This window comes from Bradyrhizobium yuanmingense, assembly GCF_025200905.1.
GTDB classification, from domain to species: Bacteria; Pseudomonadota; Alphaproteobacteria; order Rhizobiales; family Xanthobacteraceae; genus Bradyrhizobium; species Bradyrhizobium yuanmingense.
Genome location: NZ_CP104173.1, coordinates 4,236,323 through 4,249,138 on the forward strand (window position 1 = coordinate 4,236,323; position 12,816 = coordinate 4,249,138).

A 12,816-nucleotide genomic window follows, 5' to 3' on the forward strand; every position below is an offset into this window, starting at 1 on the left:
TTTAGGCGCCGGGGTAGCGGCGTGAGCCACGGCAGGACATCTCGGAGGCAGCTCATGGGCAAGACCAAAGGTCTGCAGCAGCGGATCGCCGGCAAGACCAAGCAGGCCGTCGGCGAGATCATCGGCGACCAGGATCTGCACGATGACGGCAAGGCGCAGGCCGAGCGCGGGCGCGACGAACAGGACAAGCCGAGCGAACTCAATCCGCTGAAGAAGCTCAAGCAGCTGACGTGAACGCCGAGCCGCGACCAGCACTCACGAGTGGGGCGCGGCGCACCACCGGCGAGCGGCGGCGTTCGCGCTGGATTGCCGCGGCCGCACTCGGCCTGATCAGCAGCACGTTTTCGACAATCGTCAGCCAGCTCTTCGCTGCCCGAATCGGCCGCGATGCGGCGGTCGATTGGATGACGGTTGCCGCGATTCCTGCGCGCGACTGGGCGATCAGCTCCGAGCCATCCTGGAGCGCGATCCTGGCCGGGATCGCCTTTCACCAATGGGCCGATTTTTCCTGGGCGTTGGTTTTCTTCGGCGTGCTCGGACGCTGGACGGCCGACTTGCGGCCGATGACGATCCTGCTGCTGGCGCTGCCCTGGGCCGCGTTCTCTTCAGGCATGGAATGGTTCGTGCTGGTGCCGCTGTTTCCATTCTGGCAGCCGCTGTTCACGCTGCAACAACCCTACTGGATCGGGCTGCTGGTGCATGGCTCCTCCGCTGTGATGTATCCCCTGTTCGCGCGCCTGCGCTGGAGGCGCGGGACTGCGCCTGACAGCGACGTGCGGTTCACGAATATGTGGATCACCGGCGCGCTGGCCGTGATTGCGCTACTTGGGGCGGTCGCATTGTTCGGCGGTCATGGTTACGAGCCGCCGTGGATGGGCCGCGACAGGGATCAAGACCAAGCCTACATCCGTCACATGACAACGCATCATGCCCAGGGCATCGAGCTGGCGCGGACGGCTGCCGAGCGCGCGCAGGATCCGCATCTGCGCAAGCTCGCAATGCTGATGGTCGCGAGCCAGACCGGAGAGAACCGCATATTCGAGAATTGGTGGCTGAGCTGGTTCGACACGGAGATGCCCGATTGCAGCACCGAGGAGCGGGCGGCGATGCCGGGCTTCCTGACGCCGGCCGAGATGCGCCAGGTCAAGACCGCGCCGCCGGACCAGTTCGACATGCTGTTCATCGAGGCGATGAGCCGGCATCACCGCGGTGCGGTCAGGATGGCCGACCAGATGTGGCACAGCCGCGGCGACCCTCGTCTGCGCATCATGGCGCATGCCATCCGCCACGAGCAGCAGGGCGAGATCGCGCTGATGCACGGCACGCGCGGCCTCGCCGCCGTGACCACAGGCGTCCGCAACATGCTCGGCGACAACGTCAATTGAACGTGAGGATCTTGTATCGGCAAGCGGCCTGCTGCCTCGCCGATACTCCAGACGAACCTATCAAACGTTAATGCTTTCCGCCGTCATTATCGGCCACACTTGGGCCGACGGGGGCCGTCGGAGATCAAATGCAGGCAGGATTTGCTTTCTCGAGGCTGGCCGACCGCCTGACGAGCCTCGTCGAACTGACCCCGGAACATCTCGATCTGCTTGCGGACATGCCGAGCAGCATCGCGCATTTCGGCGCGCATCAGACCATCCTGCGGCACGGTGATGAGGCAACGCAATGCTGCCTGGTGCTCCAGGGATATCTGTCCTGGCAGAATGACGAAAGCGCAGATGGCCAGATCACCGCGATTTGCGTGCCCGGCGACATCGCCAACCTGCAAAGCCTGTATCGCCCGCGCATCGAGGGCAACCTGACCGCGCTCGGTTCCGCAATCGTCGCGCTCGTGCCGCACCGCTTCTTTCGCGAGCTCGCGGTGCGATCTCCGGCAATGTCGCACGCCTTGCTGTTGATGCTGCTTGCCGATCACGCCATCCAGCGCAACTGGACGGTGAACCTCGGCAGCCGGGACGCGTTGACACGTGTGGCGCACCTGCTCTGCGAGATCACAGTGCGGCTGCAAACCGTCGGGCTCGCCCGGGATTTCAGGTTGTCCTCGCCCTTCACCCAGTCCGACCTCGCCGCAGCCTGCAGCATCTCCCCGGTCCATGCCAACCGCACCATCCAGGAGCTGCGCCGCTGCCATCTGCTGCAATGGCAGGGCAAGACCTTGACCATCACGGACTGGCCGGGCCTGGTCCGGCTCGCCGGCTTCGACCCAACCTACCTGAGCATGCGGTCCGGCGCGGACGATGCTCGGCCGCCGCATGCGAGACCGGTGGCGGCCGACGTCGCGGTCGCTTGATCCGCCTCGTGGGCGCGAGGACCTTGCGCGGCTCAATGACGTCGGACCCTACTCCCGCCAGACCTCGGCCAGCTCTTCCGCTGTCACCAGGTCGACCTGGCCGTGGAAGCGGGTGCGGTACATCGTCATGAGCGCGTCGTGGCCGACGTCGGACGAGCTGCACAGCGCGTCCTCGACAAGGACGATCCTGAAGCCGAGATCGACGGCGCTCAGCACCGTCGAGAGCACGCAGACGTCCGTCTCCGCGCCCGATATCACGACGGTGCCGACGTTCTTCTCGACCAGCAGGCTCGCAAGACCGGGATTGCTGAACGCGGAATAGGCCGGCTTGTCGATCATCGCCGCCGGCGGAACGAAACGTGCCAAGGCCGGCACGAGCTCCAGAGCCGATGACGGCAGATGCCTGCGCGTGGCCTGGCGCCAGCGGCGGAAATAACTCTGCCACTGCCCCGGGCGATCCTCCGGATCCTGCGGGGTGATGAAGCGTGTGAAGATCGTTCTCTCCGCGTGGCGCGCAACGACCGAGACGACCGTCGGCAGCACCCGCTCCATCCAGGGCGTCGCCCAAAGGCCATCGGGGGCGAAAATGTTCTGCATGTCGATGCACAGGTGAACGGCGCCGCGGATCTCGGCAACATCGGACATAGCGTCCCTCATCGTCCTCCACCTTCAAGCGCATTCGGCGACCAGTTGCGAATGCGGGGCGAGGGCTTTGGTTCCGAATCGCGGCGTGCAGCGCGAACCCCGCCCAGAAAAGCTATAAAAATGAAGGTGGTGCGCTCGGAGGGCGGTCGCATTTTCTGCGATTTCAATGAGTTATCGAGGACTATCAATGCATCAGGGGCATTTCAAGTCTAAGAATATCTTTCAGGAAGGCCACCCAAGGCGCGTCTTGTCGGGTGGCGTTTTTCGAGAGATCGCGCTGTCCCACGGCACGATTGGTCCCACGCCGGCCACTCAAGGATCTAGGCTGCATATCAACCGACCAGTATGCGGAGCAGGCTGTTCAACATCGGCCCTGCGTCCTGCTCGCGAGACAATGCAACATTTCAAATCAGTAGGTCATGGTGCGCAGCTACAGGGGCGTGATGGGGACCGTTATTGCCATGGTTGGCCGCGGGATCATCCAGTCCGTTGGGCAGGATTTTGACGAGGATATCGAGGGTGGCCGTCTGACCGGGCTTGACGCGTGGATCGAGCGGAATGTGGACCTCTCTAGGTTCAATCGTGACGATGGGAGTGAAAGGAGTTGCGTCGCTGTCGAAGCGGAACACCCGCTCTTGATCGGCGGCGCCGGTCTCGAACGCAGCTTTAGCCGGCTGTGCGGCCTCCGATGCGATTGCGGCAGGTTGCGTAGCGTGCTGCGAGTTTCCGTTCCCTGCACTATCGCCTTTTGTGGCGCTCGATTCGGCAATTTCAGCTGCTGCTGATGCCTTTGCGGAGGTCGAGTGTGACGAGTGTGAATTGTATCCTGAATTACTGTGCTGCAGGTCAGCCAATTTTGCCGTGGCCACTGCTGCCGACGCGCTTGCGTTCGATGCACGATGATTGTCGCCATCGCCGACACTCATCTCGGACATGAAGACAGTTTCAGCCAACTCCGTGGTTGTCGCCTTTACAGGCTCCGGCTCCGCCGTTGCAACACTTTCGTCAGCCTTCGGGCCGTGAGCAGAGGTCGAATGCTCCCATTTGTTACTCTGCTCCACGCCGCTGGGCTCTGCCATCTTCGCTGACTCGCGCGTATAGGCTGGAGTCCAGGAATGATGCTCGTTGTCATTGCCGAGGCCATTGCCCGGTGTCGCCTTTGCTTCGGCCGTCTCGGTGGCCGCCGTTGCCGACCCTCGCTCCGACGCGCGCGAGTTGCTGTGGTCCAGACCGCCTGGTTCGGCCGCTTTTGATGGCCCTGACGAATCGTCCGAAGCCAGTGGATCATGCGCGTTGTCCTTGCCGGCGCGATTGCCCGGCATGGACTTCACTTCGGCCGTCTCTGTGGCCACCTTTGCCGACCCTCGCTTCGACGCGTGCGAGTTGCTGTCGTCCAGACCGCCTGGTTCGGCCGTTTTCACTAACCCCGACGGATCGTCCGAAGCCAGTGAATCATGCGCGTTGTCCTTGCCGGCGCGATTGCCCGATACGGACTTCGCGTCGGCCGTCTCCGTGGCCGCCTTTGCCGACCCTCGCTCCGACGCGTGCGAGTTGCTGGCGCCCAGGCCGCCTGGTTCGACCGTTTTCGCTGGCCCGGACGAATCGTCCGAAGCGAGTGAATCATGCGCGTTGTCCTTGCCGGCGCGATGGTCCGGCATGGACTTCGCTTCGGCCGTCTCCGTGGGTGCCTTTGCCGACCCTTGCTCCGACGCGTGCGAGTTGCTGTGGTCCAGGCCGCCTGGTTCGGCCGTTTTCGCTGACCCTGACGAACGGTCCGAAGCCGGTGGATCATGCGCGTTGTCCTTGCCGGCGCGATTGTCCGGCATGGACTTCGCTTCGGCCGTCTCCGTGGCTGCCTTTGCCGACCCTCGCTCCGACGCGTGCGAGTTGCTGTGGTCCCGGCCGCCTGGTTCGGCCGCTTTTGCTGGCCCTGACCAATCGTCCGAAGCCAATGAATCATGCGCGTTGTCCTTGCCAGCGCGATTGCCCGGCATGGACTTCACGTCGGCCGTATCTCTGGCGCCGGCCATTGCAGACATTTGCTCGGGAGCGTGCTGCGCCCCTTCGCGGTCGTCCCTGTGCGCTGTCGCGAGGCTCGATTCACCAAAATCGGCTGCTTCCGGTGCGTTTTTAGAGGTTGAATGCACCGGCTCGCCATGTTCCGCGCTGCCTGTTTCTGCCGTCTTCCCTGACCTTCCCGAAGGGTCCGAAGCCGGGGATTGATGCTCGTTCTCATCACCGACATCACTCCCAGGTATGAAGCCACCGTCCGTCTGCTCCGCACCTGTTTCCTTTGCAGGCCATGGCTCCAGAACATGCTGTGAGTTACTGCCGCCCGCGCTACCGGCCGCTGCGATGCTGGGGCCGGTGCCTGCATCGTTCCCCTGACTCTTCAATGTAAGACTTTCAACTTCCGTTACCGCTGCAGCATGAGCAAGCACGATCGGTGATATGCGAGCCGACCCCTCGGTCCCATCCACGCTCTCTTCCGTTGTGCGGACCGGCGCGAATTCAGTCCTCAAGCCGGCATCCGCCAGACTGTCCCAAACTCCATTGGTCCCGAATGTGCTCTCTCTCGTCCCGATACTTGCATGGGCACTGTCGGTACTCAGAATAGCTTCGATTGCAATCACGGATGTCAGCGCTTCTTCGAGCTGCTCCAACGTGAGAGCGGCCGCCGCGGCTGTCGGCTGGCCGACAAAATCCGATTCTGCGATGGATACAATTCCCGGCAGATGGATTTCCAACAGGTCGCGGTCTCCGATCTCCAGAACATGATCGGTCGCATTCACATAGACGATCGTTTCATTGGTTGTGGAGTTGAAGATCCAAGCGACGGTGTGTGGCGGTATGGACTTGCTTGCTGCTGTCATATGAAGCCTGGCAAGGGCTCCGAAAGCCGCAAGATTGATCCTGCTCGGCCCAGACGCGAAGTTGAAGACAGAGTCGGAAGAGGTAGAACTGGAATCGGTCGGGTCGCGATGAACAACGTTTTCAGTGACGTTGCCGCCCATCAGCTGATCGTGGCTATATCCGCTACTACCGGCATCGTGACTGAAGTGCACGAGGCCGGCAAGTTTTTGGAGAGTCTCCCCTACGGTACCATCACTCGAGTGGCCCCGAGTGCCTTCTCCGGCGGCGCTTTCATTTTCAGCGGCCACAAACGCGGAAGGCAGGCGAGAAGCCTGCGCAAGGAAACCCGGGACTGAATCATCTACATGATGATCGTCGGCATTGGTGATCGCAGCCAGTTTGGTGGCCGCATTGTATCCGGTAACGTCCACGAAGCTGTCGAGCGGCGCTTTGGCCGGGTCATGCGACGGCAATGCCAAATGGGGATCGCTGAGTGTGTAGATCAACGCACCGGTGAGGGTGGCGAAAGTACCATACCCTCCGTGAATCAAAGTCGGATTGGATGTCAGCCGCGAGAATAGATGTTCCTCGGTGGAGTCACCTCCAATCTTCGCGTCGTTCATTCCTCGCAGGGAAGGTGTGGCCAAACCGGGCGTGCTTGATCCAACAGAACCGTAGTCCTTCCACGATTTCGAGCCTGCGGATTGCTCAGCGGTGCGAGGCGCTTCCATTGCCGAGGCCGCGGTCGAGATTTGGCTCGCCCCGACAAAAACGCCTCTCTGAGTGAGCGACGGCTTTTCGTCGGAATCCGCGACGATGGCGTGACGGAGGATAGCTCGCTTCCAGAGCTCATATTCGGCATACTCCACCGCGGGGCCGGTGCTGTCGTCATGCGGAAGAATGTCGTTTGCCTCCGACGCCTTGAGTTCGTCCGCAATGGCGACCGCCAGGAGAGCCAGCGAGAGCATTCCGAACCCGGACGGGCGTTGTAGCAATGCGAGGGTGGCGAGCACCGTCCTGTTGGTTATTTCAAGCTTCTGAAATATGTTGTGCAGGTGTACTTTAACGGTTCCATCTGAAACGTTTAGCTGGTGCGCGATCTCCTTGTTCGACATTCCTTCTGACACCAGTCGTACAATTTGACGTTCGCGCGGCGTCAATAGCTCCAGTAGGTTGTCGATTTTGCTGCTGTCGGTTTTCTCGACGGTTGGCGAGAGATCGGACTGCTCCAAAAAGCTACGCTTCGTCATCAGTCGCAGCGATCGCAGCACAGCGTCCGGTGCAACATGCTTCGCGATTGCATCACACGCGCCAGCAGCGATGGCCAAGGTTAGATCGTGGTCCGTGTCGGAATCTGTAAAGAACACCAGGCGCGTGGGCAGCCGATCAGCTTTCGCAATGACGAGGATCTCGGATGCCGTTAGATCTGGCAGGGTGTCAGCAAGAAGTGCAACGTCGGGTGTCAAATTCCGCATCGCTTGGATGCAGCTTGTCCCGTCGCTGCACGACGCGATGACGTCGAAGTCCGGCTGTGCCCCGAGTATCGACTCTAGCCCCCGTAGAACGATCGGCTGTCGATCTACGATCACAAGCCGGACGGGCTTGAGTATCCGCTCTTTCGCAGACGTGTCTAACATGGACTCTGCCTCGACCCGGCCGTCTATGTCCTTCGGCATATAGCCGAGACCGAGTGAAGTCATTAAAATACAACGAATAGAATAAAGAAAGAGATTTAATCCGGTTTAACCATATCTAAAATCGCGAATTTGACGTGCAAATGTGCCCATTTGCCGTAAGTCCTAGCCTTTTGCCGAACAGTACGGCGACGCCAGGCCGTTGGGTGGGCTTCGAGTGGGGCACACGAACGGCTCACGGCCGTCATTCCAACGCTATTGGTCCCGGCGGCCAGAACGCCATCTTGGAAATTGTCCGCCCCTGAGACGAGACTTTCAGAGCGCGCTCGCGATCCGCGCCTGGCGCGCTTCACAACTCAAGGCCGATCAGCTGTTCGGAGACTGATCGTTGGCTGGGATGCTGTTCAGCCGCAGCGCAGGCTGCCGTCGGCGAGTCGACGACATCAATTGCAGGTCAGCGACAGGTCTGTATAAGCGCAAGCTGGAGTCGCGGGCGCAAGCCGTTCCTGCGATTGGCAGACCAGCGCATGCTAGCCTTCATCGCAGGAACCATATCTGTGGTTGCCAGTTGACTGCTGTTGAGCTGCACGCCGGACAGCAGCTCGACGAGCCGGCATGAGTTCTCGCGCCGAACATCCGTCGGGGGTTGATCCCATGATGGACCACGCGACCAGGGTTGGTAATCGGTTGTTAGCAGCGTTGCCGCCGGCGGATTTTGCTTTGCTTGCACCTCATCTGCGGAAGATCGTCATCGAGCGCGATACGGTGCTCGTCCGATCAGGCGATCGGATCGAACATCTTCTCTTCCCCCTGAGCGGCGCGATAGCCACTATCATGGAGCTGCCGAACGGGCAGACGGTCGCCACGACGATAGTGGGGCATGAAGGGGCTGTGGGTCTGACGTCAGCGCTTGGCGCATCCCACTCGCCCGTGACGGCCGTTGCTCGCATCGCCGGGACCGCGCTGCAGATCTCGCCTGCGCAATTCCTGACAGCGCAACATTGCAGCCCCGCCGTCGCAGCGATGGTGCAAGTGTTCACGAGATCGTTGCTGACGCAACTCCAGCACGTGGCTGCCTGCAACGCATTACATTCTGTCGAAGCCCGCTTGGCGCGCTGGCTGCTTCACATTCACGATCGGGCAAATGGCAGCGATCTCCTCCCGCTGACCCAAGAAACGTTGTCGGAATTGCTGGGCGTCCGCCGCACCACCGTCACACATGTCGTGAGCACAATGCGAACATCAAGAGCACTAAGATCCAATCGACGTGGCCAGCTTGAAATCGATCGGCCGCGGCTCGAAGCCATGGCATGCGAATGCTACAAGGTCATGAGCCGCAGAATCGATCGGATCGTCTCGCAGAGCACGGTCGGGCTCGTTCATAGGCCTCCAGCGCGGAGCGCCTCCCGCTCGCCTGGCGGCCGAATAGCCGGGACAGGCTCTTAGAACCAGTTCGTTTTCGCGAACCACCCCGCATGTGCCCGCGCCATTCGGCAAACCGCGCGAGGCTCGGTCGCTGCAAACGTCCGATCCTGCGCGGCATTTTTTCGACTTTGCGGCCGGCTCCCGGCCGAAGCGAGCAATGGACGAAAATTCCTGTCATCCACTCGCCTTGGGACGCTCGTCACAACAGCCCGACTTCTTGCGAATGAGCGGTATGGCCATGAGCTTTGCCTGTGCGAAGCCGGAAGGCCCACCCGCGGTCCGAGCGGGGTTGTTGGCGCTGCCTGCCTTGCGCAGCTTGCGCTGAAGATTCTCCTCTCGACCTACCCGCTCTCTGAGCTTTTCAAGTTCCGCAAGCTCTGCCACCAGCGCCTCGAGACGTTCTCGAAGCAGCGCCGCAGGACTCTCCGCTCGAACGCGGATATTCATGACACGCTCCTGATCGAGGTCTTGAGAAGAAGTCGCATAAGCTCAGGAAAAGTATGTAATTCACCACAATCGCATGAACATTTGGCAGTGTTTACACCGCAAATCGCGCTGCGGCGGTGCAACAAGGGACGACTCGGCCGGAGTTTAAGAAAGGTCCAGCCCTGCCAAACCGTACGGCGCCGCAGGCTCACGCATGGGCTGAGAAGACTGCTATCGGCTGGATTCGGCTGCACTCGAAATCCTGGTGTTAGCTCCCGGACACTCGGCCTTGCGCTTTTCCTCGTCTTCTTCTGCGCAATCGAGCCCACCACTTGCGTTTGGAATTCCAGAGCTGCCGCCGGTTGCGAAAGGCCCTTTCGCACTGCCTCCGCCACCGCCAGACCCGCCGCTACCGCCGGATCCGCCACCGGCTGCCCCTCCTCCGGCGCGAGATGATTTAGCAGAGCCCCCGCCAGGGGCTCCCCGCCCCCTGTTGACCCGCCGCTGGAGCTCCCCGGTCCCGATACGGACGACCGGTCGTTATCGAAGAACGACGATTGCCTCCCATCCTTCTGCGTCACTCCACGCAGGCCCCCCGAGCTTGCAATGGCTCCTGAGGTCAGGGAAGTGGATAGAAGCAGAGTCATCACTGGGGGTGTGACGGCCGCAAATCTTCCGCAGGTTTTCAAGAACGCCCGCCGGTCGTCATCTTCGTTGCCGTCCCGGGTCACAACACGCTCTCCTCGATTTAAAATATTAATTACGGTATTATACATTAAATGTATTTTCAACCGATAATTTTCTTTATGTGAGTGGTGTTTCTTGACGTGCGCCGTCAATTGATCGTGGGCAATTTCCGTACTCGTTCCTGTACTTCCTGGCCTTCGGGCGCAGCTTCGGAGTTGCGCTCGCCATTTAATACGATTAATTTGCGTTTTAACGGACGTCGAGCGCAGGGCTCGATTGCAACGGATGATGACGATGCCACTGCAATTCCACCGGTCTGTCCGCGACATGGAGATCTGGAGCGCAACCAGCGAGGGCTTCTCGTTCGTGATCAGCTTCGGAAGCCCGAGAGGCCCCGGCTTTCATGGCCGCGCCGGCTATTTGGCGAGTTGGCGTCCGCTCCACAAAAACCAGGCCGCAATCAAGATTGGCGGTTCGCCCTTTCGAACGTTAGCCGAGGCCGAAGGGGCCTGCAGCGACATGGCTGGGCTTCTGGCGCCACGATAACCCCCGCGCACGTTCGGAAGAGCCAGACACTCCCATTATTTCACGCTCGCCGGATCCTGATGCAACAGATCAGGGGGATCCATCTTACGTGACGCGGCATGCAGCTCGTTTCGCGAAATCGCCAATGCCGCGAGAATCGTGCGATTGCTGATGTCCAGCTTTTGGAAGATATGATGAAGGTGGACCTTGATCGTACCGTCGGCAAGGTTCAACCGACGTCCAATCTCCTTGTTCGATAGACCCTCCGACACAAGCCGCATGATTTGCCGCTCCCGGTCCGTCAGTTGTGCCAGGGGCTTCTCATCGGGGCGGGCCTCATCATTGGCTAGCCATGCGCTCGGCGAGGCCGCTGCTTGGCCCTGGGCGGCTTTCCGCAGGGTTGAGACCAGCATCTCGGCATCCGAATCCTTCGAGAGGACGATGCAGGCGCCCTCCAAGGCCAGCCTTTGCAACTCACGATCCGCCGCGACACCGGCGAAAAAGACTACCGCGGGACTTGGGCCTGAAGCGTTTGCGGGAGCGAGGATCTGCTGCCGGCTGACATCAGGCAGTGCAGCATCGACGAGCGCGACATCCGGCACAAGAAATCGGATTGCCTCATTGCAGCTTGCGCCATCGCTGCAGGACGCAACGATCGTAAAATCACGCTGCGCTGCAAGAACGCTCCTGATCCCTTGCAAAACGATCGGATGTCGATCCGCGATGACAATTCTGGTGCGGTGCATGCTTCCCCTGCCTATCGCTAACAACCCCCCGTGCAGCCGTTTAATCCAACAATTTCTTCGAAACGCGAGGATGACGGGTCCGCTCGGCGACAATGTCACACAGTCTCAAATCCTAGACAGCCGAACGTTCGACGACTGCGCCACGGTAACTTGACCGGCAAGTATGCGCAGCACCGTAAGAATGCGGTGCTCAACATTCGAGGCCGCAAGCTTGTAGACGAAAGCCAAATTTCGACAACGCATGATAGATTCGATCAGGAAATTCTCCCATAGAATGTCTAGGCGCACGGATCGGCTGCTGTGTCATGATGGTCAACATCTAATTAACTTCGTTGGCACCGTTATTACCAACGATATATTGGGTCATTCACGATTCAAATCTAACATTCGACGAAGTTTCGACGAACACAAGATCGTTCAAAAAGCCACGTTATTGAAGGGAGGAAAAGTAATACTATTCATCAAGGCGAAGCTGGTTAGTAAAGCACGAAAACGGCTGCGTCGCGCAGCCAGTGTAGCAACGACGAAATCCGGTCACCCATATTGGAGCTGCATATTCGTCAATTCAGCAACTTCAATGAGCGGTCAGGGAGGGCGTCGTTGGCAATGAGTAGGTGGTCACATGTATTCTTCAGCAGTTTTGCGTCAAACTCATCAGGCTCTCATCATTCAATTCACTGAATTGCAGAACTTGCGTAGCCGCGTGTCGAAGGCCGAGCAGCGATTGCTTGCGCCGAGGCGACGAGCCCGGGGGCGGAGGGCGAAGCGACCGCTGGTTCGGAGGCACGGGCCCAGCCGGTAACTCCGACCACCACGCACACTGGCGCAGCGGCACGGGTGATCGTGCTTGCCGGACCCCGGTTTGACCTGATAAGCCCCCCTCCTGTTTCGGTTCGGAGGTAGTGGGGACGGCTTCCATGGAGAACGATGATTGGGCATCTATGACCACAGCTGAGCTGTGGCGACTCTACGATGAGGTCACTGCTGTTCTTAGTCGCAGGATGACCGCGGAAAAAGCCAAGCTCGAAGAGCGGCTTCGCAAGATCGAAGGTAAGACCGGGGGGCAGACCGAGGGACGTGCACGCCGCCCCTACCCTCCCGTGCTGCCGAAGTATCAGAACCCTAAGAACCCGTCCGAAACCTGGTCCGGCCGTGGTAAGCAGCCTCGATGGCTGAAGGCGCAGCTTCGCGCCGGCAAGAAGCTAAACGATCTCCTGATCGACCGTTCGTCCGCACAACGGCGCCGCCGGGCCGGCTGAACCTCCGATCGGTCCCCGGGACGGTGGTGTCAGGGCTGGGCCGCCAGGCCACTTTAGCGAGTGCTATCTTCTTTCCCGTTAGGACTGCCGTCCCCACCACCGTTGCCCTTGCCATTATTGCCCTGCACAACGTTTCCACCAGAACTAGCGATGGCGGATGAGGTCAGAGAGGTCGAAAGCAGCAGTGTCATCACGGGAGGAGTGACGGCGGCAAATTTTCCGCAGCTTCTCAAGAACTCACGGCGGTCTTCACTATTGGAGTCAGTCGGGTTCATCGGCGCTCTCCCTGCGATGGTCATAGAAAATAAGCGGTTTTGGAT

General features: G+C 60.3%; 10 protein-coding genes and 1 pseudogene. 5 read left to right on the forward strand and 6 right to left on the reverse strand.

Annotated features, from left to right (window positions below; all coding sequences use genetic code 11):
* The first annotated feature begins 54 nt into the window (after positions 1–54).
* The 3 genes from N2605_RS19950 to N2605_RS19960 all read left to right on the forward strand — a co-directional run bounded on the left by N2605_RS19950 (position 55) and on the right by N2605_RS19960 (position 2,296).
* On the forward strand, positions 55–234 hold the full coding sequence (locus tag N2605_RS19950; protein ID WP_027575113.1) for a hypothetical protein: 180 nt from the start codon (positions 55–57) through the stop codon (positions 232–234).
* Entirely contained in the window at positions 231–1,385 is a 1,155-nt protein-coding gene (locus tag N2605_RS19955) for a DUF305 domain-containing protein (protein WP_225157001.1), read from the forward strand. The genes N2605_RS19950 and N2605_RS19955 overlap by 4 nt, the downstream gene beginning before the upstream one ends.
* A 128-nt stretch (positions 1,386–1,513) precedes the next feature.
* Positions 1,514–2,296, forward strand: a complete 783-nt coding sequence (locus N2605_RS19960) for a Crp/Fnr family transcriptional regulator (RefSeq protein WP_036013671.1) — start codon at positions 1,514–1,516, stop codon at positions 2,294–2,296.
* A 48-nt stretch (positions 2,297–2,344) separates the two neighbouring features.
* On the opposite strand, the gene N2605_RS19965 is transcribed toward N2605_RS19960, so the two are convergent.
* Together N2605_RS19965 and N2605_RS19970 are read right to left on the reverse strand one after the other, a co-directional pair.
* Positions 2,345–2,953: a cysteine hydrolase family protein gene (locus N2605_RS19965; protein ID WP_036013669.1), complete on the reverse strand. Its 609-nt coding sequence runs from the start codon at positions 2,951–2,953 to the stop codon at positions 2,345–2,347.
* A 392-nt stretch (positions 2,954–3,345) separates the two neighbouring features.
* Positions 3,346–7,470, reverse strand: coding sequence for a LuxR C-terminal-related transcriptional regulator (locus N2605_RS19970; RefSeq protein WP_425248860.1), 4,125 nt, complete (start codon positions 7,468–7,470; stop codon positions 3,346–3,348).
* A gap of 612 nt (positions 7,471–8,082) precedes the next feature.
* Here N2605_RS19970 and N2605_RS19975 point away from each other — a divergent pair.
* A complete protein-coding gene (locus tag N2605_RS19975; RefSeq protein WP_036013668.1) occupies positions 8,083–8,874 on the forward strand; it encodes a Crp/Fnr family transcriptional regulator in 792 nt (263 codons plus the stop codon).
* A gap of 153 nt (positions 8,875–9,027) precedes the next feature.
* Here N2605_RS19975 and N2605_RS19980 read toward each other — a convergent pair whose 3' ends face one another.
* From N2605_RS19980 to N2605_RS19990, 3 genes and pseudogenes are all read right to left on the reverse strand, one after another.
* Positions 9,028–9,300 (reverse strand): hypothetical protein, encoded by a 273-nt coding sequence (locus N2605_RS19980; protein ID WP_036013665.1) that lies wholly within the window; start codon positions 9,298–9,300, stop codon positions 9,028–9,030.
* Positions 9,301–9,714: 414 nt separating this feature from the next.
* A pseudogene (locus N2605_RS36460) lies at positions 9,715–10,010 on the reverse strand (hypothetical protein); the annotation flags it as partial.
* A 537-nt stretch (positions 10,011–10,547) separates the two neighbouring features.
* Positions 10,548–11,237, reverse strand: coding sequence for a response regulator transcription factor (locus N2605_RS19990; RefSeq protein WP_051057152.1), 690 nt, complete (start codon positions 11,235–11,237; stop codon positions 10,548–10,550).
* 917 nt (positions 11,238–12,154) lie between these two features.
* Between N2605_RS19990 and N2605_RS19995 the strand changes: the two genes are divergently transcribed.
* Positions 12,155–12,496 carry an H-NS histone family protein gene (locus N2605_RS19995; RefSeq protein WP_036013661.1) on the forward strand — a complete coding sequence of 114 codons (342 nt, stop codon included), beginning with the start codon at positions 12,155–12,157 and terminating at the stop codon, positions 12,494–12,496.
* Between the two features lie 53 nt (positions 12,497–12,549).
* Here the strand turns inward: N2605_RS19995 and N2605_RS20000 are convergent, their stop codons facing one another.
* The gene (locus N2605_RS20000; RefSeq protein WP_081493985.1) at positions 12,550–12,771 is read right to left on the reverse strand and encodes a hypothetical protein; all 222 of its coding nucleotides are present in this window, start codon (positions 12,769–12,771) and stop codon (positions 12,550–12,552) included.
* Between the last annotated feature and the right edge of the window lie 45 nt (positions 12,772–12,816).